This is a genomic window from Pseudomonadota bacterium, from assembly GCA_041395565.1.
In the GTDB taxonomy this organism is placed as follows: Bacteria; Pseudomonadota; Gammaproteobacteria; order UBA9214; family UBA9214; genus UBA9214.
In genome coordinates this window covers 205526-229123 of the sequence record JAWLAI010000005.1, presented here as the reverse complement: position 1 = coordinate 229123, position 23598 = coordinate 205526, and the positions used below count along the sequence as shown (strand labels likewise).

At 60.7% G+C, this 23598-nt stretch carries 17 protein-coding genes; 10 read left to right on the top strand and 7 right to left on the bottom strand.

The genetic code is table 11. From position 1 onward, the window contains the following. The first annotated feature begins 44 nt into the window (after positions 1-44). A complete protein-coding gene (locus R3F42_08940; protein ID MEZ5542157.1) occupies positions 45-1160 on the top strand; it encodes a hypothetical protein in 1116 nt (371 codons plus the stop codon). A gap of 83 nt (positions 1161-1243) precedes the next feature. Here the strand turns inward: R3F42_08940 and R3F42_08935 are convergent, their stop codons facing one another. Further along, complete coding sequence (locus R3F42_08935; protein ID MEZ5542156.1) at positions 1244-1756, bottom strand: YqgE/AlgH family protein; 513 nt, start codon at positions 1754-1756, stop codon at positions 1244-1246. A gap of 771 nt (positions 1757-2527) precedes the next feature. On the opposite strand from R3F42_08935, the gene R3F42_08930 reads away from it, so the two are divergent. Then, positions 2528-4657, top strand: a complete 2130-nt coding sequence (locus R3F42_08930) for a hypothetical protein (protein MEZ5542155.1) — start codon at positions 2528-2530, stop codon at positions 4655-4657. On the opposite strand, the gene R3F42_08925 is transcribed toward R3F42_08930, so the two are convergent. Both R3F42_08925 and R3F42_08920 read right to left on the bottom strand, forming a co-directional pair. Further along, positions 4644-4766 (bottom strand): hypothetical protein, encoded by a 123-nt coding sequence (locus tag R3F42_08925; GenBank protein ID MEZ5542154.1) that lies wholly within the window; start codon positions 4764-4766, stop codon positions 4644-4646. The two genes, R3F42_08930 and R3F42_08925, sit on opposite strands and share 14 nt — an antisense overlap. Positions 4767-4870: 104 nt before the next feature. Next, positions 4871-6676, bottom strand: a complete 1806-nt coding sequence (locus R3F42_08920) for a DEAD/DEAH box helicase (protein MEZ5542153.1) — start codon at positions 6674-6676, stop codon at positions 4871-4873. A 107-nt stretch (positions 6677-6783) separates the two neighbouring features. On the opposite strand from R3F42_08920, the gene R3F42_08915 reads away from it, so the two are divergent. Continuing rightward, positions 6784-7662, top strand: a complete 879-nt coding sequence (locus R3F42_08915; protein MEZ5542152.1) for an EcsC family protein — start codon at positions 6784-6786, stop codon at positions 7660-7662. Positions 7663-7716: 54 nt separating this feature from the next. Here the strand turns inward: R3F42_08915 and R3F42_08910 are convergent, their stop codons facing one another. Further along, entirely contained in the window at positions 7717-9801 is a 2085-nt protein-coding gene (locus tag R3F42_08910) for a SulP family inorganic anion transporter (protein ID MEZ5542151.1), read from the bottom strand. A gap of 629 nt (positions 9802-10430) precedes the next feature. Between R3F42_08910 and R3F42_08905 the strand changes: the two genes are divergently transcribed. The 3 genes from R3F42_08905 (at position 10431) to R3F42_08895 (ending at position 14313) form a co-directional block, all read left to right on the top strand. Further along, positions 10431-11753, top strand: a complete 1323-nt coding sequence (locus R3F42_08905) for a hypothetical protein (protein MEZ5542150.1) — start codon at positions 10431-10433, stop codon at positions 11751-11753. A 34-nt stretch (positions 11754-11787) separates the two neighbouring features. Beyond that, positions 11788-13686 carry an ATP-binding cassette domain-containing protein gene (locus R3F42_08900; protein MEZ5542149.1) on the top strand — a complete coding sequence of 633 codons (1899 nt, stop codon included), beginning with the start codon at positions 11788-11790 and terminating at the stop codon, positions 13684-13686. Positions 13687-13869: 183 nt separating this feature from the next. Further along, positions 13870-14313, top strand: coding sequence for a hypothetical protein (locus R3F42_08895; protein ID MEZ5542148.1), 444 nt, complete (start codon positions 13870-13872; stop codon positions 14311-14313). Between the two features lie 80 nt (positions 14314-14393). Here R3F42_08895 and R3F42_08890 read toward each other — a convergent pair whose 3' ends face one another. Both R3F42_08890 and glgC read right to left on the bottom strand, forming a co-directional pair. Then, a complete protein-coding gene (locus R3F42_08890; protein ID MEZ5542147.1) occupies positions 14394-15941 on the bottom strand; it encodes a cation:proton antiporter family protein in 1548 nt (515 codons plus the stop codon). A 239-nt stretch (positions 15942-16180) separates the two neighbouring features. Beyond that, positions 16181-17455 (bottom strand): glucose-1-phosphate adenylyltransferase, encoded by a 1275-nt coding sequence (gene glgC / locus R3F42_08885; GenBank protein MEZ5542146.1) that lies wholly within the window; start codon positions 17453-17455, stop codon positions 16181-16183. 411 nt (positions 17456-17866) lie between these two features. Here glgC and R3F42_08880 point away from each other — a divergent pair, with 411 nt between their 5' ends. Together R3F42_08880 and R3F42_08875 are read left to right on the top strand one after the other, a co-directional pair. Beyond that, positions 17867-18763 (top strand): serine hydrolase, encoded by an 897-nt coding sequence (locus R3F42_08880; GenBank protein MEZ5542145.1) that lies wholly within the window; start codon positions 17867-17869, stop codon positions 18761-18763. A gap of 731 nt (positions 18764-19494) precedes the next feature. After that, on the top strand, positions 19495-20028 hold the full coding sequence (locus R3F42_08875; protein ID MEZ5542144.1) for a hypothetical protein: 534 nt from the start codon (positions 19495-19497) through the stop codon (positions 20026-20028). A gap of 101 nt (positions 20029-20129) precedes the next feature. Here the strand turns inward: R3F42_08875 and R3F42_08870 are convergent, their stop codons facing one another. Then, positions 20130-20681, bottom strand: coding sequence for a glycine zipper 2TM domain-containing protein (locus R3F42_08870; protein MEZ5542143.1), 552 nt, complete (start codon positions 20679-20681; stop codon positions 20130-20132). 349 nt (positions 20682-21030) lie between these two features. Between R3F42_08870 and R3F42_08865 the strand changes: the two genes are divergently transcribed. Then, the gene (locus tag R3F42_08865; protein MEZ5542142.1) at positions 21031-21489 is read left to right on the top strand and encodes a YaiI/YqxD family protein; all 459 of its coding nucleotides are present in this window, start codon (positions 21031-21033) and stop codon (positions 21487-21489) included. Between the two features lie 58 nt (positions 21490-21547). Next, a complete protein-coding gene (locus tag R3F42_08860) occupies positions 21548-23425 on the top strand; it encodes a potassium transporter Kup (GenBank protein MEZ5542141.1) in 1878 nt (625 codons plus the stop codon). Positions 23426-23598 lie beyond the last annotated feature (173 nt).

Sequence of the window (23598 nt, the reverse complement as noted above, 5' to 3'; positions counted from 1 at the left end):
TCACCTGTAACATCCCGCGATGGAGTTATGTACGAGGAGAGAGCGTGAAGATCACTCGCCGGTTGCTCTGGAAGGTTGTTGTCCTGCTATGCATGGTAACGGCGGGTCCGTTGCTGCTTGCGCAGGAGGCGGGCGAGGTGGTGATCAAGCGCGGCACCATCGAGGATGACCTCTATGTGGCCGGCCGCCGCGTGGAGGTGATGGCCGCGGCCCAGGGCGACGTGGTCGCGGCCGGGCAGTTCGTCAGCATCGACCAGGCGGTTGGGGGCGATATCCTTGCGGCGGGTGAGACCGTCGCGATTCGTGCGCAGGTAGGGGATGATATCCGTGCCGCAGGGCGCGCCGTCACGCTGTCGGGGTCGGTTGCAGGCCACGTGGTGGCGGCGGGAGAGACCATCGACATTGCGCCTGCCGCAACCATCGGCGGCTGGGCATGGCTGGCGGGACGAGAGGTCAACATGGCCGGCAATGTCTCAGGTGAGCTCAAGGTGGCCGGGCAGAGCGTGATCGTTTCCGGCAAGGTCGGCAAGGACGTGGAGATCATGGCCGAGGACATCCGGATCCTGGATGGCGCCGTGATCGAAGGGGACCTGGTCTACCGCAGCAACAGCAAGCCGGTTATCGCCGACGGCGCCCGCATTGCGGGCGATACGATTTCAAAACCGTTACCGTACAAGGAACCGGAAGGGAAGGGCGCGGGCGTCGTAATCCTTTTCACCGTGTTGGTGGCGGCGATCGCTTACAACCTGATGTTCCCGGTATTCAGCCTGGGGGGAATCGATGTGCTGCGGCGTACGCCGCTCAAGGCGGTGGGTGTCGGTGTGGCCGTACTCTTCGCCGCGCCCTTTATCATCCTGCTGCTGTTCATTACCGTGATCGGAGCGCTGGTGGCGCTGCCGCTGCTTGCCGGCTACCTGATATCGCTGTTGCTCGGTTTCCTGAGCGGAGTGATCTTCCTGGGCGATGCCGGGTTGCGGCTGGCGGGCAGGGCTGATGCCGCCGGCAAGGGTCTGCGCGCGGTCTCGTTCGCCATTGCCCTGGCAGTCATCCTGCTGCTCCAGCTCGTGCCCGTACTCGGCGCAATGGCGATGTTTGCGCTGTTCGTGTGCGGACTCGGTGCATTTCACCTGCAGCTATGGCGGGCCTATTCGCAGCCGTAGTCATCGGGCGAAACGCAACAGGAGTCAGGGTGCATTCTTCTCTAATATCAGCAGGAAACGTGCTCTGACACCTGCCAAGCCAGTCATTCGATCTTGATGGGAACTACTGTTTCTAGCCGGTCGATCAGTGTTTCCCACAGGTTCTCCGTTCCCTCCTGGAATACTATCCCTGGTTCCGCCTGCATGAGATGCCAGTAACCCTTCCTGAGCTCGTCCTCGAGCTGGCCGGGCGACCAACTGGCAAGCCCGGAATAGCAGCGCAGGGTGATCCCCGCTTCCTTCCGCAGGGCCAGATCGTGCAGCAGTAGCGGGTAGCTGGAGAAATGAAGGTCGTCCGTTACCGGTTCGGTCAGGAGTGGCGGTTTGGATGTGCGCAACAGGATCAACATCTTATAGGCATCCACTGGCCCGCCGTGATACACGGGCAGGTCCTGCAGCCAGGAGCCCTCCACGCCATCCACAACCTCGGATAAGCGCTTCCTGCGTGGCTGGTTGATGATCACGCCGAAGCTCGATTCCGCGTCGTGGTGCAACAGGAATATCACGGTGTGATAGAAGAAAGGGCTCGTAAATCCGCGCCTTGCAACGAGGAGCATGCCTGGTGCGGGTTCGGGGTGTTGCTGCGGTGACCTGCCCGATAACGCAGGCGGTGATATCGCCGCCCCGGCGAGCGGAAGTCCCGCCAGCAGCTGTGCAAGGCAGAATGCGAGTACCGGCAGCAGCGAAATCTTCCTCACGGGAATGATTTTAGAACAACAGGTGTGAAAGCACATTTGCTCCTCGATACGAGCTGAAGATGCGCGCTGACACCGTATCACTGTCGGGCTTTACTGCGTTTTTACTGATTTGTTGACAGGAAATGACAGGTAGGTGTTTCCGTTTCACGACGGGCGTCATACGAGTCATACCAGTTGGTTAACGAAGATACAGCGCATGTCTGTCGCCAGGTAGCAACATTCCATGCTGCGGCAGCAACTCCCAGGAAACTCACAACTCCCTGTGGCTAAAGTAAATTCATTTTTGGTCCGTTATTTGCTTACGTGATTGCGTTGCGTTGCGCTGAGTCTGGGACGACCGTTTTGTGACCTGCATCTGGAATGCGCTGTGAATCAGTCGCGCATTCCGCTAACGGGATTCAGACCACAGTATTCACCAGGTCTCAGTACGCAGCATCAGTAAGGATCGATTGCCGTACATGTGATGTCTTCACCAATCAGCAATCACGTCGACACATAGAATTGTGATGCAGGCATAGCCAGGGGGGCTACGCCACCAAAGCCGTTCAGATCGCTAGAGTCCGTCGGCAGTATTCCGGTATGTCCACAAGTCGAGACAGGGATTCCTGACTTGTTCGATTGAGGTGGATTATGGACCATACGAAAATCAACCGAATTCTACGGTTCTCACTCAGCTGTTCCATTTGCCAGCTGCTGATAGCCTGTAATGCCGAGTTTGTTGAAAAGGCATCCCCACGTCCCCCCGCGGTTGATTCAGTGATCGCTGCTGTTGAGGATCCTGCGGTTCCAATGGTCAGTGTCGGTGCTCCCGCTGTCGCGACCGGGGACCAAAACACGACTTTTGTCTTTACTGTCACTTATGCCGGCGCCGACAGTATTCATTTAACTCAAGACAAGGTAATGATTATTACGACCGGAAGTGTCGTCTGTGATGCTCCGGTCGCCATCACCAATGGTGATACCGCTTCACCCATCGTGAGCGTCAGCCATTGTGTCGGCGATGGAACCGTCGCAATCGCTATATCCGCCGGTAGCGCGTCCAATGGGGCTGGTGCCGACGCAGGTTTTGCCGGGGGCGCTACTGCAATCGTCAGCCTCACTTGCCCTATCGGCTATATTCCGGTCGTGCATGACCATGCTTATGGCGGCACAGATTTTTGCGTCATGAAATACGAAGCCAAGTTGCTGTACAACGGTGTGCTGGAGCTGGATGGCAATGCAGACAACAACGCGCTGCATGACTGGAGCGCGCAGTATGGCGGTGTCAACCAGTCCAGTTTCAAGGCGATAAGTCTGGCCCAGGGACAGCCATGGACTTATATCAGCCGAGGAGACGCCGCAAATGCAGGCCCTGCCGGCGCCTTGGAGGCCTGTCAGTCGTTGGGTGCCGGTTATGACTTAATCTCAAACGACCAATGGCAGACCATTGCCCGCAATATAGAAATGGTGAACACGAACTGGGCGGAAAATGTTATCGGAGGAACATCGAGCGGATCGATCGGTACGGACGCCAATCAAATCAACCAGGGGCATTCCGAACAACTGCTGAATCAAACCCTGGCTGCCGCAACTGACGACAGTGCGGGCTGTGTTGGCACCGGGCAAGCATTGAATCCGGGAGCGGATGACAGTTGCCCAGGGGGCTGGAACATACGGAAACGAACCCATGCCCTGTCAAACGGTGCGGTCATATGGGATTTTTCCGGGAATGCAGAGGAATGGGTAAGGGATACCAATCCCGATGCCGATTTTGGGGTTGAAGCATTCTTCTCGCAGGTAACGGATCTCTCCCACGCCATGGCGCATGCCTTGAAGGGTGGAACCACTGCAGCCGCCAGGAATGCAAAAGCGCAATTCGGGCCGATGGGGGATTACACCAGTTTGAACTCGGGAAATTATGGTGGCCTTGGGAAGGGGTTGCTTGATGCAGGTGGCTACGGCTACCCAGTTATTGCAAGAGGAGGCAGTGTATTTGATCCGGATTTAGGGGCTACCGGTATATTTGCCATGAACGGATGGAATACGACGATAGACAGAAGCGAGCGGCAATCCTTCAGGTGCGCTTACATCCCCCCGGTCGATCCTCCAGTTCAAACCGGCTTTGAGAAGGTTCAGGTAGGCAACAATTACATCGCCACTGCACACGCCAACCACAATCTTCATGTCGAGATTGATTGTGATGATGGTGCTGTGGATGGTCACTACTGGGGTATGACGCCTGTCATTGACGGCCGCAGACTGGATGGCGCGCTCTGGGGGGATGATTTTGGCCTGATAACGCCGGATTTCGATGCCGGTAGCATTCAATGTGTGGGCGTTGAGGCTGCTGGCGATCGATTGATAGTAAGATTTGATGCAGGTTCATACAGGAACCTGAAAGCTGGCCCTGACGTTCCGGATCTTCCGGTGCCCACCTATGCAGAATTCTATGTCGATAACAACCGGAACCTGGTGGTGGAGCTGGAAGGGATTTATTACCTCTTATTCAACAAAGTAAATACCGCGCTTGACATAACCGCGGGCGGCCTGGGCTACACGCTGAATTATGATGCCAGTTCCGCGGATGCTGTCACCTATTATGACAGCGTAACTGCTGTGAATGTAAGCGACTCCATTTTCGGTGATTTCCTGATCGAAACCAGTATTGACCGCTTGCAGGTACAGGTTCGTACTGTCGATCCGCGCTTTGAGTTCGATCTGGACCATAGCTATACAGAAATGGGACAGCAAAGCGTCTCATCGAGAATCACATTTTATTAGAACCTATCTCAAAAATGGAAAATCCTGCGGCGGCCATTTTCTCGTCATTCCGGCGCAGGCCGGAATCCAGTGTTTTGCGGGTTTTCTGGATGCCCGCCTGCGCGGGCATGACAATGTAAGAATGCTTGTACCAATTTTGAGATAGGTTCTAGAACAACAACAGGCGCCAGGGCGCAGCTGATGCTTGTTTTGTAATAAAAAGGGCCTGACAGTCTATTTCTTGCGCGCCTTCCTGCTGTCGCTGCTTTTGCCCTTGCTTTTGCTCCCGCCTTTCATGGGTGGCCTGGGCTTGCTGTCTCTGGCTCTCGGAGACCCTGGCTGGTCGCGCTGGTCCATGCGGGTGATGCGCAATTGCTGGCCGGACACCCAGACCTTTTTCAGCGTGTTGAAAATGTCCCGGGGCATGCCCTTGGGCAGGTCGACCAGGCTGTAGTCAGCGTGAATGTCGATGCGACCGATGAACTTGCTGTCGAGGCCGGTTTCGCCGGCAATCGCGCCCACGATGTTCGCGGGCTTGACGTTGTGGTCATGGCCCACCTCGATGCGGAATCGTTCCATGTCGGCTTCCGGCGGTGCTGCAGGGCGGGTTTTCTCCCTGCGCGGCTTCCGCTCTTGCGGGGCATGATCCGGCGTGCGCGTGTCAGCGCGCTTGCTCGGCCTGCGATCGGCGGTGTTCTCGGGCGCGGCGGTGTCCGGCTTGCCCTGCAGCAGCAGGGGCTTATCGCCCTGCAGCAAGCGGGCGAGGGCGGCGGCAATCTCCAGGGCCGGGATGTTGTGCTCCTCCTGATACTGCTCGATCAACTCTATGAATGGTCCAGACTCCCCGGTGGCCAGTGTGTCGGTGATGCGCTGCTTGAAGCGGGCGATGCGCTGGTCGTTGATGCGTTCGGTTGATGGCAGCTCCATGAGCTCGATCCGCTTGCGGGTGGCCTTTTCGATGGCGCCCAGCATGCGCTTTTCGCGCGGCGCGACGAACAGGATCGCATCACCGGCACGGCCGGCGCGGCCGGTGCGCCCGATACGGTGCACGTAGGCCTCGGTGTCGTAGGGAATATCGTAGTTCACGACATGGCTGATGCGCGGCACGTCCAGGCCGCGCGCGGCGACGTCGGTCGCGACGAGGATATCCAGCCTGCCGTTCTTCAGCTGCTCGATGGTGCGCTCGCGCTGGGCCTGCGGGATGTCGCCATTGAGCGCAGCCGCGGCATAGCCGCGTGCCTCCAGTCTTTCCGCGAGCTCGGCGGTCGCTGTCTTGGTGCGCACGAACACCAGCATGGCATCGAAGGGCTCGGCCTCGAGAATGCGGGTGAGCGCGTCCAGTTTGTGCACGCCGCTGACCATCCAGTAGCGCTGGCGGATGGTCTCGGCCGTGGTGGTCAGCACCTTGACGGTTATCTGCGCGGGATCTTTCAGGTGGCGTGTGGCGATGTGGCGGATCTGCTGCGGCATGGTGGCCGAGAACAGGGCGACCTGCCGTTGCGGCGGCGTCTGTTCGAGTATCCATTCCACGTCATCGATGAACCCCATGCGCAGCATCTCGTCGCCTTCGTCCAGCACCAGCGTGCGCAGTGCGTCGAGTGTGAGGGTGCCGCGGCGCATGTGGTCCATCACGCGCCCGGGTGTGCCTACCACGACGTGCACCCCGCGCTGCAGGGCGCGGATCTGGGTGCGGTAGTCCTGTCCGCCGTAGATCGGCAGGACGTGAAAGCCCGGCATGTGACTGGCATATTTCTGGAACGCCTCGGCCACCTGGATGGCCAGTTCGCGGGTCGGCGCCAGCACCAGCGCCTGCGGTGCCGGCCGCGCCAGGTCGAGCCCGTTCAGGACCGGCAGGGCGAAGGCGGCGGTCTTGCCGGTGCCGGTCTGTGCCTGGCCCACCAGGTCGCGGCCGGACAGCAGCAGCGGGATCGTCTGCGCCTGGATCGGCGTGGGGTTTTCATAGCCCACCTCGTCCAGTACCTGGAGAATGGGGGCGCTCAGTGCCAGTTGCCTGAACGCGGTTACCGTGTCGGTGGTCATGTGTAGTACCTGGGAATGCGGAAAGGTGCGGAAAGCCGGGGCCAGCAATTGGTGTCAGCGCGCATTGCTCCCGAATGTAAACAGAAAATGTGCTCTGACAACTTAGTATGGTACTGTTTTCCTCCTTTTTGAGGAAGCCGCTGAAGCTGTATTGGGAAATGATGTGCGCAGGCACCGTTGATATTTGGCCGCCCTCTGACCAGCATGCCTTGCGCGAGGCGATGATCGTACTCGAAACGACAAGCTTCGCGGCGAAACTGTCGGCGCTCGTGGGTGCGCCCATCGAAACCATCCTGCGTTTGCTGCCTGAATCATGGATGGATGTGGTGTATCGAGGGAGCCGCAAGGCAATCAGCGTGGCGTTCGATCTCGCAATATCGTCGCTGGCGGTCACCAGCACCAGCTCGCTGTCGAGCGCCGCCCACAGGTTTGCCGCGGGTCTGAGCGGTGCGGTGGGTGGTTTTTTTGGTGCCGGTGCGCTGCTCGCCGAACTGCCGATATCCATTACGATCATGCTGCGGTCAATCGCCGCGATTGCCAGCCGGGAAGGCGAAGACTTAACTCAAACAGAAGCCCGGCTTGCCTGTCTGGAGGTGCTGGCGCTCGGTGGTGATGTAGCGCCTATGCCAGGTGTTTCCCGCTACTTCAGGCTTCGCGACGCGCTCCGAACCTCTTCATCGGAAGCCGTGCGTTACATCGCGACGCGTGGTATTGCGGACAAAAGCGCTCCCGCGATCGCGCAACTAGTAGACCGCATCGCAATACAGTTTGGTGCGCCACTTACCCAGAAGATTGCCGCGCAATCGATGCCTGTGATCGGGGCGGTGGGTGGCTCAGTGCTCAATGTCCTGTTTACGGATCACTTCCAATCCATCGCAAAGGCACATTTCACAATACGACGCCTTGAACGCGCGCATGGGAACGAGTCCTTGCGTGCTGCATACCAGCGCGTATGGGAGACATGGAGTGCCGAGCGATTTGGATAAGTACAACAGGTGCCAGGAGCTTTTTCTGCTTATCCTAAAATTAGCTCTGGTGCCCTAGCCGGTTCGGTACTGCTCGATCAGGGCGCCGAGCGCCTGCTCCTTGTTCGAGTAGAAGGCGGTCTCGCCAAGCTCCTGCAGCAGTCCGGAGCGCAGGAAGACGGTTTTCACCTGGTTCTTCAGGCCGCTGAACACCAGGGATACGTTAACTGCCCGTAACCGGTCGGCCAGATCGCGGACCTTCTCCTCGCCCGACGCATCGATATCATTGATGCCGCTGCCCACCACCAGGATGGTCCTGCACTTCGGGAAATCGGCCAGCGCCTCGAGGATCATGTCTTCGAAATAGGCCACGTTGACGAAGGTGAGCGAGCCGTCAAAGCGTACCGGCACGAAATATTCGCTGATCGGCTGCAGCTGATTGGCCAGTACCCCGCCCAGGGTGCCGTCGGGTTTGCGGCTGACGACCTCCGCGCGCGGCTTCATCGTCTTGATCAGGAAGTGGGTGATGGTGAGGAAGATCCCGATCAGGATGCCGTTGGCTATGGCCGGGGCCAGCAGCAGCGTGGCAAAAAAGGTGATGACGCCCGTCAGCGCGCCGATGCGGTCTATGCGCCAGGCATGAATCAACGGGTCGATGCGGATCAGGCTGAACACGGCCATCATGACGATGACTGCCAGTACCGCCTGCGGCAGGTGATAGAGATACTCGGTGAAGAAGAGCAGTACCAGCACCACGGCCAGTGCGCTGATGATGGCATACAGTCCGGTCTGTGCGCCCGACCGCGCCGCCACCGCCGAGCGCGAAAATGAACCGCTCACCGTGTAGGAACCGAAGAAGCTGCCCGCGATATTGCCAAGGCCCTGGCCGATCAGTTCCTTGCTGGTGTCCACCCGCTGCCCGGTATTGGTTGCGATCGCCTTCGATATGGACGTGGCCTCCATGAAACCGATCAGCGCCATCACCAGTGCCGACGGCAGCAGGCTCAGCATCAGCCCCCAGTGTATCGTCGGCACATTGAAACTCGGCAGGCCCTGCGGAATCGAGCCGACCACGGCGCCGCCCGCCGTGAACACCAGCCGGCCGTTGGCGATTCTGTCGAAGCGCCAGGTCTTGCCATCGTCCTGCAGACCTGCCGGCACCTGCCCGCGCGGGTACAGTACGGCGCTGCCGTCTTCCGGCAAGACCCGGCGGAAGGCAAGCGAATGCAGCGCGACCTGCTCGCGGTTGTTCTCGCGCTTGATGATCTGGAGCTGATATTCGTTGATGGCAACCTGCGACTTCAGCCGGTTTGCGGTACTGATGTTTTCCAGCCCGCCCGCCGCCTCCAGCTCGCCGATTTTCTGGTTGAGCCTGGCTGTTTCGTTCGTCAGATCGGCGCTACGCGCCTGGTTCTGCAGGTAAAATTCGATCTCGCCCTGGAAGCGGCCTTCGCGAGCCTGGCTGGCCGCGAGTTCGGTCTTGTCGTCATAGCCGATCAGTGCGCTGAGCACGGTCGAGACCGCCACCGCTATCAGCACGCCAGGCAGGGTTTGCGATATGCGGCGCAAGCCGGCGATGACCAGCCAGGCACCGGCAGCAAACGCCACCGTCGGCCAGTGCAGGTGCGCTATCTGCTCGATCACCCGCCACAGGTCGGCAAGGTAGGAATCCGAGCGCGGAAACGGTACCCCGATCACCTTGTTGAGCTGCGACAGGCCGATGATCAAGGCGGCGGCATTGGTAAAGCCGACGATGACCGGGCTCGACAGCAGGTTGACGATCGCGCCGAGCTTGAATACGCCGAGCGCCAGCCTCAATACGCCCACCATCAGGGCGAGCATCAGTGACAGCTCGATAAATGCCGGTGAGCCGGGTGCTGCAAACGGAAGCAGGGCGGCGGCAGACATCAGTGACAGCATGGCGACCGGACCGGTGTGCAACTGGCTCGATACGCCCCACATCGCGGCGACGATCACCGGCACGAATGAAGCGTACAAGCCGTAGACGACCGGCAGGCCCGCCAGTGATGCGTAGGCCATGCTTTGCGGCACCAGCACCAGCGCAACGGTGATGCCCGCCATGAGGTCGGCGCGCAGGCTTGCGCGCGTCAGCGGGAACCATCGGATAAATGGAAAAAGTGTCGTCCAGAATGAATTCATACCAGGTGGATCGTCTGGCGCCGCGGCATGCAGATTGCGGCATCATGGATAGCCACCTGCAGTTTGCGGGTGAGAATGGCTAAAAACTAATCGATTATCCCGATGCCACCTATCACCGGCTGTCGATAGGTGATCGGGAGACTCCGGTGGCGGGGGCTGACTGTTTGCGGTTAGGTCCCGCTGACCGGACAGGTCGTCAGGCGGCCATGCCGACGGCAGGCATGTGCAGCCCCGTTGTTTTGCTGTATGCGCAAGTCGGTGCCCGCCCGGGCGGTGCCTGCGACTCCGTCCCCTGCTGGCGAATCCGACCAGCCCGGTGCCGCCTAGCTGCCAGTCCACTCCATCGGGAAGGCTTCATCCCGGCTCTCAACACTGGGTTGCGCCATCTGCAGGTGGATACGCCGTGTCGGCAGACCTGCCCGGTGCTGCCCGGCGGGTCCCGGTCATTCCCGATCAGTGCGCTGATTTGTAAGGATTATTCTGTAATAGGGGTCGGAGCACATTTTTCTCTAATATAGCCGTTAAATCAGGGGTCAGAGAACGGCAGTCGCCGCGATTCGCGGATATCCTGCGCTGACCTCATTTTAAAGATCTTGTCTGGCGCGTAGCCCTTGGCAGAGGCGGTATCCGTGAGTGTACTCAGCGATCAATCCATTTTTGCCGCCATGAAGCAGGATGGCCCCTTTGCAGTGGAAGAGAGCGTGTCGCTCGACCGGCCGTTTTCCAGGCCGCACCGTGAATGGGTCAGGCGCCTGCTGGCCGACCAGGTGCAGACCACCAAGTACCGCGCGGTTCGCAGCCAGATCTTCAACCTGCTGCAGGTGCGCGATTTCGCCGCGATCCAGCGGCTGTTGACCGATGAGCGGCAGAAACGGGCCTGCCGCGAGCAGGCACACCGGCTGATAGCGCGCCTGTTCAATATCGAGGTCGAGATCCACCAGATCCAGACCAAGCTGCACGAGTTCGCGGCCACCGCCGACGAGGTCATCGATTACCTGCGCGACAAGGTGCTCACGCCCTATGCGCCGCAATTCGAGATCAGCAACGAAATCGCCACGACCATGGACCCGGTCGATCTGCTGCTGATCGTCTTCGATGACCGCTACCACAAGAAGGTGCGGTTCGAGGCCAAACGCAAGCTGGTACTGATGAACCTTGCCGGGGCGATCGATCAACGCGAGCGCGAGACCGATATCGAATCGCGCTTTTCGGGCTTTCTGCGGTTTCTCAACGACTATGTGTGGAGCCCGCAACTGCGCATCGGGGAGCATCGATCGGCCTATCTGCTCAGCGAGCATGATCCGACCGACTACCGTTGCATCGGCGTGCAGGTGATCGACATGGACAAGGTCAGCGGATTGACGTTGCGGCCCGATCAGCATCTTACCTTCGTCAAGCGCCGCCTGTTCCGTCCGGGTGCCAAGGATATCCCCGTCTACGTCTCGGTGCGGAAGAAGGTCCCGGCCGCCAAGGTGCTGAAACTGTTGCGCAAGAACGAAAAGAATCCGGCAGTCGCGGTGGACGACGAACTCGGGCTGATGGCGGTGCTGGACGGGCGCGCCGAGGTCAACCGCTTCGTCGAACACCTGACCAAGGCGGCCGTGCGCTCCGGGGTGCTGATGACGCTCGAGGACATCTCCGACACCCTGGACGGCGGCGGCTACGCCGCCGGGTCTGCCGGAAGCAGCCGCGATACCCCGATGATGAAGTTCTTTGCACGGCTGGGCGATACGCGGGTGGAGTTCATCATCCATACCAACCAGTCGTACCTCGATTACCACTACCGGCACGGCGTCTCGCATGACGAATACGAGGTGCGGCGCATCTTCGATTCCGGGGTGGCGGAGTTCCTGTTTCCACAGGACATCTACCATATGGACATGGCCGATCTGCGGGGTCGCCTGATCGCGCGTTTCCGCGATAACAGGGTGTCAGCGCACATTTCCGGTTAATATCAGCAGAAAATGCGCGCTGACACCTGACCCCATGCTGCAATTCGACGATCTTGCCCTGCGCCGCGGGCCGCGGCTGCTGTTCGAACACGCCACCCTGCAGATCCATCCGGGATGGAAGGTCGGCGTCACCGGCACGAACGGCACCGGCAAGTCGAGCCTGTTCGCCCTGATCCGCGACGAACTGCATGCCGATGCCGGCGCGTGCCGGTATCCTGCCGACTGGGTGATCGCCCACGTGGCGCAGGAGATGCCGGCCGGGGCGCGTGCGGCCATCGAGTACGTGCTCGATGGCGACGCGGGGCTGCGTGCGGTCGAGGCCGCGCTCAATGATGCGGAAGCCCGGCACGATGGCGAGACGCTCGGCTCGCTGCACGCGCAGTTCGATGCCATCGGCGGCTACACGGCACGCAGCCGCGCCGCGCAGCTGCTGCACGGCCTGGGTTTCAGCAGCGCCGACGAGGCGCGTCCGGTCAGCGCATTCTCGGGCGGCTGGCGCATGCGGCTGAACCTCGCGCGCGCGCTCATGTGCCGCTCGGACCTGCTGCTGCTGGACGAGCCCACCAACCACCTGGACCTTGATGCCGTCATCTGGCTGGAAAACTGGCTGTGCGCCTATCCGGGCACGCTGCTGCTGATCTCGCACGACCGGGATTTCCTCGACCGCGTGGTCGGCCATATTGCCCACATCGAGCGCGCGCGACTCACGCTCTACAGCGGCAACTACTCGGCGTTCGAGCGCCGGCGCGCGGAGATGCTGGCCGGCCAGCAGGCGCAATACGAGAAACAGCAGCGCGAGATCGCGCACATGCATGCCTTTGTCGAGCGCTTCCGTGCCAAGGCCACCAAGGCGCGCCAGGCCCAGAGCCGCCTGAAGGCCCTGCAGCGCATGGAGCTGATCGCCCCGGCGCACGTGGACTCGCCGTTCCGCTTCAGCCTGCGCGAGCCGCACAAATTGCCGGATCCCCTGCTGCGCCTGCGCGCGGTGGTCGCCGGCTACGGCGACACCACCGTCATCGGCGGCGTCGAGCTCAGCCTCTCCCCGGGCGAACGCATCGGCCTGCTGGGGCCGAACGGTGCCGGCAAGTCCACGCTGATCAAGCTGCTGGCCGGCGTGATCGAACCGCAGGAGGGCGCGCGCGAGCCGGCGCAGGACCTTAGGATCGGCTATTTCGCCCAGCACCAGGTCGAGCAGCTCGACGCGCAGGCCTCGCCGCTGGTGCACCTGCTGCGCATCGATCCGCAGGCGCGCGAGCAGGATCTGCGCGATTATCTGGGCGGCTTCGGCTTTCCCGCCGACCAGGCGCTGGCGCCGACCGGTCCGTTTTCGGGCGGGGAGAAATCACGGCTGGTGCTGGCGCTGCTGGTCTATCAGCGGCCGAACCTGCTGTTGCTCGATGAGCCCACCAACCACCTGGACCTGGAAATGCGCCAGGCGCTGGCCACGGCACTGCAGGACTTCGCCGGTGCCATGATGCTGGTCTCGCACGACCGCCATCTGCTGCGCGTGACCTGCGACCGGCTGGTGCTGGTCCATGCCGGGCGGGTGGAGGAATTTCCGGACAGCCTGGATGATTACCCGCAATGGCTGATCGCGCAGAACCGCGAGCAGCGGGTTGCGCCCGTCACCACTGCCGGCCCGAACAGCGCGGTCACGCGCAAGGAACAAAAGCGCCAGGAGGCCGAACAGCGCCGGCTATTGCAGCCGCTGCGCGAAAAAGTCACACGGGCGGAAGTCGCGCTCGCACGCCTGCACGCACGCCAGCATGAACTCGAGCAGTGCCTCGCAGATTCCGCAGTCTATAGCGTGGAGAACAAGGCCCGGTTGAATGAACTGCTGCGCGAGAAGACAGACGTCGACCGGAAGATTGCAGCCCTGGAGAGTGACTGGCTGGCGGCCAGCGAAGAACTGGAAGCGCGACAGTCGGAATAATAGGAGTCAGAAGACATTTTTCTCCGATGTGAGCGGCAAGTGAGTTCTGTCACCCGCATTACCCTGCGCCTGCTGCGCTAGCCTGGTCAACTACGCAATGCGTAGTGGATTGCTCCGGGTTGCGCAGTATCCAGTTGGCCGGACCGGCCCTATGCTAGGCTCGCATGTACGAATTGGCATGCCATGCTGGAGGTGAATATGATCCGCTTTCTGACACAAATGATGGAGTTGTTCGGTGTAGTCTTGTTGCGATTCCGCCCGGTTCCGCGGTTGTGGGGCATGTGGCTCTTGGTCGTCAATGCTGCTTGTCTGCTGTTTATCACGCATATCGAGGCGCAGGTCGTTCTGGCGGTGACAGTGATCGCAGTTTCAGCCCAGGCGCTCATCTATCGGTACATTGGCTTCACGCGCATCCTCGGTACGACCCATGTCCTGTGGGTGCCGATGTTTGCCTGGATGGCGACGCATATCGACACGATCACGCGTGCACCGGGCATGGCAAAATGGCTCGCCCTGCTGTTCATCACCAATCTGGTTTCGATTGTCATCGACACCGTCGATGCCGTTCGCTTTATACGTGGCGAGCGGGCGGCGCACTACCGCTGGAGGCTGGCAGATCAGAAATGAATGCCACGGGGATGGCGTGTTAATAAGGTGTCAGGGCACGTTTTCTGCTTAATAATCCGGGAAAACTGTGCTCTGACACCCTAATTCGCGCGCCGCTCGAGTGAAAGCCGCGCGAGGCCGACGCCGATGCCGTCGTGATAGTCATACACCAGGTCCGCGCCCGCGCGGTTCAAGGGCTCGACATCCTCGGCGTAATAGACGGTCGCGCTGATCAGGCCGGTGAATCCGCGCTTGCGTAACTGGCGCGTGGCGATCACCTTGGCCTCCGTCTCCGGCATGGTCAGCACCACGGTCTCCACCCCGTGCAGGTCGAGGTGGCTCCAGAAGCCGGGGTCCTCGGCATCGGCGTACAGCACCCGGCGCCCCGCCTTGCGATGCTTCTCCGCCTTGCCCGGGTCGGAGTCGAGCCCCACGGTCAGGTGCCCCTGCGCCTTGAACTCGTCGTATGCACCGGTGCCGACGCGGCCCATGCCCATGATCACCACATGCGAATTGCCCAGCGATACCGGCTCGTCGTCGGGATGGCGCCGGCGGGTCTCGAAGCGCTGCAGGAACGACTCGAAATACTCGTAGATTTCGTGCGCATGGCGGTTCAGCGGCGCCGACAGGGCAAACGACAGTGCGACGGCAAGGGCCAGCAGCACCAGCCATTCCTCGCCGAGCATCCCCTGCTTGACGCCGAGACTCGCGACGATCAGGCCGAATTCGCTGAAACTCGCCAGCGAAATACCGGCAAGAAAGGCGCTGCGTGCACGCAGGCGGAACAGCAGCAGCACGCCGAAGAACAGCAATGCCTTGAAGGGGAGTGCCAGGTTCAGCAGCGCGGCCTGCTCCAGCAGCGACCAGGTGGGCGTCCCGTACAGCCCGATCTGCAGGAAAAAGCCGACCAGCAGCAGCTCCTTCAACCCCCACAAGGCATTGGCCAGCTGCTTGGCACGCGCGTGCCCGGCAAGGATCACGCCGAGCAGCAGGGCGCCCAGCTCGGAACTGAGCCCCACGACCTCGAACGCCTTGCCACCGAACACCAGGGCCAGCATCAGGCCATAGAGAATGACCAGTTCGCCATGACCCGACAGGTCGAGCAGTTTGTACAGCAGTGGCCGCACCAACAGCAGACCGAGCAGGGCCGCGGCCCATGGTGAGGGGGCATGGCCGCCGAGTGCGCTCAGGATCGCCACCGCCACCAGGTCCTGGATGATCAGGATGCCGATGGCGACACGGCCATGGAAGGCGCGCAATTCCCGCTTGCTTTCCAGCACCTTGGCCGCGACCACGGTACTGGAAAACGACAGGGCCAGTGCGATCACCAGGATCATATGCAGGTCGAGCGCGCTGAACCGGAGCAGCAGCAACATGAACACAGCCGCGGTAATCACCATGTGCAGCAGCGAACCCGCGAGCACCTCGGCGCGCAGCATGCTCTTCAGGCGCAGCTTGAGTCCGACACCGAACAGCAGCAACAGCACGCCCGCATGCGCCACTTCCTCCAGCAGGTGGCTGGTACCGTAGCCATTGAAACTGAGCGCAAAGCCCGCCGCGAGGTAGCCCACCAGCGGCGGCAGGCCGATCAGGCGCATCAACAGCCCGAGCGAGAAGGCGAATACCAGCCAGATCGAGACGGTCATCATAGCGTCACCAACGGTGTCTGGGCGCGTTGCGCGCTATTGAGGCTTGCATATATGAGTGACAGTCAAACTGTTTACTACCGTCATTCCCGCGCAGGCGGGAATCCAGATATGCACTATATTCTCTGGATTCCGGCTCGCGCTCGCCAAGCTCGCATGGCCGGAATGACGGCAAATATTGTCAACCATTTATGTAATTCTCAATAATAGAAGCGGGAATTGCGCTTTGACACCAATCATCGCTAGCGAATCGAATGGGTTGATTGCTTCAGCATGTCCGGTGTCACCAGTACGATCCCCTTGTCTGTCACGCGGAAGCCGCGCTGCCGATCCTCGTCGTGGTTTGCGCCGATGGTCACGTTTTCCGGGATATCGCAGCCGCGGTCGATAATCGTGCGGTATATGTGCGCATTGCGTCCGATGTTCACGTCGGGCATCACCACGGTCTGCTCGACATGGGCATAGGAGTGGACCCTGACATTGGAAAACAGCAGCGCCCGATCCAGTTTGGCGCCGGATATGATGCAGCCGCCGGAGACGATCGAATCAACCGCCATGCCGCGGCGATCTTCGACGTTGTGTACGAACTTGGCCGACGGCAGCTGGGGCTGGTCGGTCAGTATCGGCCATTCCTTGTCATAGAGATCCAGTTCGGGCGTGATACCAAGCAGCTCCATGTTCGCTTCCCAGTAGGCATCCAGGGTGCCGACATCCCGCCAGTAGGCCTGCTTGCCGGTTGCCGGGTCGCGGAACGGAAATGCAAACACCCTGTGCGTCGTGATGAGCTTCGGAATGATGTCATGGCCGAAGTCGTGATTGGACGCGCTGTCGCCGGCATCGCTGATCAACCGGTCGCACAGTATGTCGGCATTGAACACGTAGTTGCCCATGGAGGCCATGCACCTGCCCGGCTGGCCAGGTATGGGCTTTGGATGCGCCGGTTTTTCCTCGAAACCGATCACCCGGCCGCTTTCATCCACCTCGATAACTCCGAAGGTGCCGGCAGCCTCGCTGATGGGAAGTTCGATGCACAGGATCGTGAGATCGGCATGTTGTTCGCTGTGAAAGGCCAGCATGGTGCCGTAGTCCATCTTGTACACGTGATCGCCGGAGAGGATCAGGACGAACTCCGGGTTATGCGTATTGATAATGTCCAGGTTCTGGTAGATTGCGTCGGCAGTGCCCCGGTACCAGTCGGTATCGATGCGCTGCGAGGCCGGGAGCACTTCGACGAATTCGCGCAGTACCCGCTTGAATCCGCCCCAGCCCTCGCCGATATGCCGGACGAGCGAGTGCGCCTTGTACTGGGTCAGTACGCCTACGCGGCGGATACCCGAGTTGATCGCATTCGACAGTGCAAAATCGATGATGCGAAACTTCCCGCCAAAAAATACCGCAGGTTTGGCGCGCCAGGCTGTCAGCTCATGCAGCCGGGAACCGCGGCCACCCGCCAATACCAACGCAAGTGTCTTGCGTGTCAGCAAGCTGACGAAACGTTGAGGGTTAGTGTCGTACATGCACAGAGTCCGCTAATCGTTGAAGGTTTCGCTATGTTGCAACATGGGAGAATGCCGGGGACAGTATACTGACTGGAACCTGTCTCATGACAGGGCGAGTTGCTATGGACCGTCATGCCTGCGCGGGCGGGCAGCCGGAACGCGGGTACACGCTGGATTACTGCCTACGCGGGAATGACGCCGGATGTTGCTGCAAAGCAAACCGGGATTTTGAGATAGGTTACGAAATTGTGACTCTGAACCGGGTGCCGGGTGATGGCTGGAGTGAATGCGGTTAAACCCTCCATCCGCTGCTGCCCCGAATGGGGGCGGAGTGGCGCAGGGGAGGTGAATCCCGCTACCGCCCCCTGTATCATTGGCGCCCAATCCAGCCTCACTCAAAGCGCCCCTCGGCCGAGGACCCTGTTGACCATGAAGCGACTTCTCGTATCCGGCTGTCTGTCACTGATCATATCCGCGGGGCCGGCGCTGGCAGCGGATGGCACTGTGCAGCTCGCGGAACTGCAGGCCGGCAGCAGCGCGCAGGCAGCCACGGCGGCGCGCTGGCGCACGCTGAACCCGAAGAAACTGCAGCTCAAGTCGGACGCGGTGCTGGTGCTGGATCGGAATGGCGCGGAAGTCTATTCCCGGCACGAGAGCGAACCGCGTCCCATCGCCTCGATCACCAAGCTGATGACGGCGATGGTCATCCTGGACAGCGGCCTCGATTTGCAGGAAAAGATCACCATCACCAAGGATGACCGGGATCTGATCCAGTTGACCGGTTCGCGGCTGCAGTCGGGCGCGGTACTGACGCGCAAACAGCTGCTGCAACTGGCATTGATGTCATCCGAAAACCGGGCTGCCAGCGCCCTTGCCAGCTCATGGCCGGAGGGCAAGGCGGCATTCGTCGAGGCCATGAACAGAAAGGCGGCTGCGCTCGGTATGCAGACCAGTCATTTCAAGGATCCGGCCGGACTCGATCCCGGCAATGTGGCCTCCGCCCGCGACACGGCCAGGATGGTGCGCGCTGCCATGACCTACCCGCTGATCCGTCAAGCCACCACCACCCGTTCGGCCAGGGTCCGGCCCTACAAGGGCCGCGGTGATCTCGTGTTCAACAACACCAATCCGCTGGTGAGGAAGGGGAGCTGGGACATCCAGCTCAGCAAGACCGGTTACATCAACGAGTCCGGGCGCTGCCTCGTGATGCAGGCCGAGATCGACGATCAGCCGCTCACCATCGTGCTGCTCAACTCCTTCGGCAAGCTGACACCCTTCGGCGACTCCAACCGGCTGCGCAAGTGGATCGAGGGCAGTAATCCGTAAGGGTGTCAGAGCACATTTCTTACTAGAACCTATCTTAAAATTGGAAGATCCTGCGGCGGCCATGTTTTTCGTCATTCCGGCGCAGGCCGGAATCCAGTATTGCGCGGGTTTTCTGGATGCCCGCCTGCGCGGGCATGACGATGTAAGAATACTTATACCAATTTTGAGATAGGTTCTAATATAAGCAGGAAATGTGTTCCGACACCTGATTCTACAGGATCGCCTCGTGGCAGCATTATTCATGTGCAATCCGGCCTCCCGTGAACTATACCTGTTCATACCGCGTCCAATGCAAGACTGACTGTGGTTGGCACTGTGGTCATCAAAAGTTGGCGTGCCGGGAGGTTACTCATGGTGCGGACGGTATTGATTTCAGTTTGTGCCGTATTGATGCTGGTGGCGGCCTTGACGCCGCCGGTCATCCTGATCGTGGAACATGCACTGTTTTAAATCCTAATCCCAGCGCAGCGCGAACGAAGGGGCGGAGGCGATGAACATCCTGCCCACCCGGCTGAGTTTGCGGTTTTGACTGACGGCCTTTGGGCGACGGGCGCAGCGACGACTATCTGACTCGCGTTGCCTGCGCGGCCCGGTTGGATGGGGCGGGGAAGGTCGTATGAAATACCGCCGCCGTCCCCGCAATCTCTTTACACGCCGCTGCTGCCGGTGTACGAATACCGTGCCCCGCGCGGCCGGTATTCCGCCGGCCCCGGATTGCTCCGGAGAGAGCCATGTTTCCTGCTTCCCGGCCGTTCGCCGTTGGCGTTCTTGCGCTGCTGGTCGGCCTGTCTCTGGCGAGTACGGCCGCAGCTTCCCCGACACCGTCAGCGACGGCGTTTTTCGGCCTGGTCGGAAACTGGTTGGGGGAGGGCGGCACGAGCGACAAGGGCCGGCAGACTCCGCTCACGCTGCGTCTGGAGTGCGAAAAGGTTTCCGACGGTCGGGCCGTGCTGTGCCGCATGGACGGACGTGATCAGGGCGGTAATCTGGTGCTGTCCGAGACCGACCTGTTCGGCGTTGACCCCGTTACCGGTACGGGACACTGGTACGCAGTGAGCAACGCCGGGGAAACGCATGACCACCTGGTCAAGTGGAGAAATCCTGACACCCTGCTGGCCAGTTTAAACTGGCAGCAGGAGGGCAAGGAAATGGCTGAAAACGTGGTGCTCGACCTCTCCTCTGCCAGTTACCTGAATATCCGTTCCATCGTGAGCGCGGATGGCGTGGAGGTGGCAGAGTTCACCGGCTCGTTTCGTCAGCAATGAAAGGCCAGCTCGCATCCCGCGCGAGACGGGTCAGAGCGCAGCAGTGCAGCAGCAAAGCGGAAATTGCGCTCTGGCCCTGATCGTCGATCGACACCGGCGTGTCAGCGGACGGTGTCTCCGCTCTCGGTCAGTACCAGCTTGCCGTCCTCGACCGGAATACGCGCGCCGGGCGCGCGGTCCATGCGGGTGGTGCCAAGCTTGTCTCCGATCCGGTAGCTGACATCGTAGCCGGCCACTTCCTCCCGGTAGTCGATCTGGGTGTGGCAGCGGTTTTCGGTCGTCGTGTAGGTGCTGTTCGCCTGCATATTTTCCTGCACCTTGTTGCCGGCATAACCGCCGGCCACGGCACCCGCAACAGTCGCCAGTTTCCTGCCGCTGCCGCCGCCGAGCTGATTGCCCAGCACACCACCGAGTACTGCGCCGGCCACGGTGCCCACCACCTTATGCTGGTCCTGTGCCGGCCTTTGCCGGTTGACCGCCACGTCCTCGCAGACTTCGCGCGGCACCTGCACCGTCGTCTTGACCTCTTTGACATCGAGGACTTCGGCAAATGCCGGCTCCTCGCCGGAGAGCATGTTGTAACCGGCGATGGTGCCGCCGGCCGTCGCGATGATCACGCCGGCAACGACTCCCGTGAGTGTTGATTTGTTCACTGGATTTCCTCTGGCAACAGAATGGGGTGAAAGATAATCGTCCTGCGCATGCGCATGCGCATGCGCAGACGCCGGGCGTTTCCGGCTCACAACAGGACCGAGCAATTCCCTTGCCAAGCCCAGTTAGGTCTTTTAACTTCAGCGGCTTGCCATCGTGCGACTGGCTGTCAGCAGGATTCCGGTGCAGAAAAATGGCGCCGCCTGTTGCCGGATTACGACGCTATCCGCCGGGGAGTGGCTAACCGCCTGAAGGACAAAGCCTCTGCCTGTCTCCGGCCGGAGACGCGGCATTAAGAAGGTGTCAGAGTTAATATACGCAGGACATGTGCTCGGACACCTATTTTCTGCCATGAACATCTGGGTCGATGCTGACGCCTGTCCCGTTATGATCAGGGACATCCTGTTTCGCGCAGCCGAGCGTACCGGTCTGCAGCTGACGCTGGTCGCCAACCAGGCGGTTCGGGTGCCCCCAGCGCGCAATATCCGGATGCTGCAGGTCGCGTCCGGTTTTGACGTGGCAGACAACGAGATCGTTAAACGCGTACAGCGTGGGGATCTGGTGATCACCTCCGACATTCCGCTGGCGGCCGAGGTGATCGGTAAAGGCGGCCATGCGCTCAGCCCGCGTGGTGAGCTGTACTGTGCCGACAACATCCGGGAGCGGCTCAACATCCGCGATTTCATGGACACGCTGCGCGCCAGCGGCATACACAGCGGCGGGCCGCCGGCACTCAGCCAGGCGGAGCGCAAGCAGTTTGCCGATCACCTGGACCGGCTGCTGACGCGTCACGCGAATGCGGCGCGTTAGAGTGGACGATGTGCTCTGACACCTGTTTTGCATATTAGCAAGGGTGAGCAGCGCAGACATGGCTGACATGACGGATTCCCAGCTGCGCCCCGCCCTGATCGGTGCACTCGGTGTGGTGTTCGGCGACATAGGTACCAGTCCGTTGTACGCGCTGCGCGAAAGCTTTGCCGGCAATGGCTCACCTGCGCTCGAGGCCGCCAGCCTGCTGGGCACGTTGTCGCTGATCCTGTGGGCGCTGGTGCTGGTCATCTCGATCAAGTACCTGATGTTCGTGCTGCGTGCCGACAACCAGGGCGAGGGCGGCATTATCGCGCTGGTCGCGCTGCTCAACCCATGGCACAGTACGCCGCGCGAGGCGCGCTACAGGCTGATGCTGCTGGGCCTGTTCGGTGCATGCCTGCTTTACGGTGATGGCACGATAACACCGGCGATATCGGTGCTGAGTGCGGTCGAAGGCCTGCATGTGGCGCTGCCAGCGCTGTCCCATTATGTAGTGCCCTTGACGTTGCTCATTTTGGTCGGCCTGTTTGCCGTGCAGCGCTATGGTACCGGCCGAATCGGTCGATTATTCGGTCCCATGATGCTCGTTTGGTTCGTGGTGCTCGCCGTGCTCGGTCTGCGCGGCATCATGCTGCAACCCGCCGTACTGGTGGCGTTCAATCCCTGGTATGCCGTGACATTTCTGCAACATCATGGCGATACTGCATTCCTGACACTGGGTGCCGTGTTTCTCGTTGTGACGGGCGGTGAGGCCCTGTACGCTGATCTTGGTCATTTCGGTATTGCGCCAATCCGCTACGCCTGGCTGATGATCGTGTTTCCTGCGTTGGTGCTGAACTATCTGGGGCAGGCGGCGCTGGTGATGCAGCAGCCCGAAACCATCCAGGCGCCTTTTTTCCATCTGGCGCCGGACTGGGCGGTCGTGCCGCTCGTGATATTGGCAACAGTCGCGACGATCATTGCCTCGCAGGCCGTGATCAGCGGTACGTTCTCGCTGACCCGGCAGGCCATCCACCTGGGTCAGTTGCCGCGCATGCGGGTACTGTTCCCTCAGGCTGAGTCGTCCGGCCAGGTTTACCTGCCGTTGGTTAACTGGTTGCTGATGGGGGCCTGTCTGGCAGTAGTGGTCGGTTTTGGCACCTCCGATGAGTTGGCTTCCGCCTACGGTGTGGCAGTATCGATGGATATGGTCATAACCACGCTGCTGGCTGTCGCAGTCGCACGGCGCTACGGCTGGCGGCTAGCCGTGCTGGCCGGGCTTGGCCTGCTGTTCCTGATCGTGGACGGTGCGTTTCTCGCAGCGAATCTGGCGAAGATCCCGGACGGCGGCTGGTATGCGCTGCTGGTTGCCGGATGCATCTTCGTATTGATGCAGACCTGGCGTGCCGGGCGCAGACTGCTGGCGTGGCGGTTGGCGGACCGCTCTACCACGCAGGAAAACTTCCTGGCGCAGATCGAAGCCGAGCCGCCATACCGAGTGCCGGGTACGGCGGTCGTGCTCACCAGCGATGTCGGCGCCTTCGTGCCGCCGGCGCTGCTGCACCATATGGCATGCACCCAGGTACTGCATGAGCGCGTGATCTTGCTTACCGTGCTTACCGCTGACCGGCCGCATGTGACGGCTAGTGAGCGTCTTCAATACGAAAGTCTCGGGCAGGGTATATTCCGCATACGCGTGACCTACGGATTTTCACAGCCCCCGAATATTCCAGTGGCACTCAAACTCTGTGATCATACGGGCATACAGGTCGATATCGACTCCGTTGTCTACCTGTTGGCGCGTGAAACGCTGATTGCACGGCGTGATGTGCCAGGCTTGCCGTATTGGCAAGAGCGACTGTTCGTGTGGCTCGCTCGTAATGCCGGAAGTGCCACTGCTTATTATCACCTGCCGGAAGGCCGTGTGCTGGAGCTGGGACTGCAGGTCTGGCTGTAAGCCGGAAACGGAGAGGACGGAAGACCGATTGCCTCTGTACGGACAGGCCGTGATCGCGATGTAATCAGGCGACCTCGGGGTGACAGGCGCGACGTACCACATCCGCGTAACCTTTCACGCGCTTGGAATCAAGCGCCTGCTGCAGTTTGCTTGGTCAGAATCTATTCTGGTTG

What these genes read in the sequence shown, in the direction of transcription:
- glgC (MEZ5542146.1), bottom strand. Translation starts at nt 17,455, where the DNA reads ATGTACGACACTAACCCTCAACGTTTCGTCAGCTTGCTGACACGCAAG.
- R3F42_08900 (MEZ5542149.1), top strand. Translation starts at nt 11,788, where the DNA reads ATGCTGCAATTCGACGATCTTGCCCTGCGCCGCGGGCCGCGGCTGCTG.
- R3F42_08930 (MEZ5542155.1), top strand. Translation starts at nt 2,528, where the DNA reads ATGGACCATACGAAAATCAACCGAATTCTACGGTTCTCACTCAGCTGT.
- R3F42_08865 (MEZ5542142.1), top strand. Translation starts at nt 21,031, where the DNA reads ATGAACATCTGGGTCGATGCTGACGCCTGTCCCGTTATGATCAGGGAC.
- R3F42_08860 (MEZ5542141.1), top strand. Translation starts at nt 21,548, where the DNA reads ATGGCTGACATGACGGATTCCCAGCTGCGCCCCGCCCTGATCGGTGCA.
- R3F42_08895 (MEZ5542148.1), top strand. Translation starts at nt 13,870, where the DNA reads ATGCTGGAGGTGAATATGATCCGCTTTCTGACACAAATGATGGAGTTG.
- R3F42_08925 (MEZ5542154.1), bottom strand. Translation starts at nt 4,766, where the DNA reads ATGCCCGCGCAGGCGGGCATCCAGAAAACCCGCAAAACACTGGATTCC.
- R3F42_08880 (MEZ5542145.1), top strand. Translation starts at nt 17,867, where the DNA reads ATGAAGCGACTTCTCGTATCCGGCTGTCTGTCACTGATCATATCCGCG.
- R3F42_08935 (MEZ5542156.1), bottom strand. Translation starts at nt 1,756, where the DNA reads ATGCTCCTCGTTGCAAGGCGCGGATTTACGAGCCCTTTCTTCTATCAC.
- R3F42_08910 (MEZ5542151.1), bottom strand. Translation starts at nt 9,801, where the DNA reads ATGAATTCATTCTGGACGACACTTTTTCCATTTATCCGATGGTTCCCG.
- R3F42_08920 (MEZ5542153.1), bottom strand. Translation starts at nt 6,676, where the DNA reads ATGACCACCGACACGGTAACCGCGTTCAGGCAACTGGCACTGAGCGCC.
- R3F42_08915 (MEZ5542152.1), top strand. Translation starts at nt 6,784, where the DNA reads ATGGTACTGTTTTCCTCCTTTTTGAGGAAGCCGCTGAAGCTGTATTGG.
- R3F42_08890 (MEZ5542147.1), bottom strand. Translation starts at nt 15,941, where the DNA reads ATGATGACCGTCTCGATCTGGCTGGTATTCGCCTTCTCGCTCGGGCTG.
- R3F42_08875 (MEZ5542144.1), top strand. Translation starts at nt 19,495, where the DNA reads ATGTTTCCTGCTTCCCGGCCGTTCGCCGTTGGCGTTCTTGCGCTGCTG.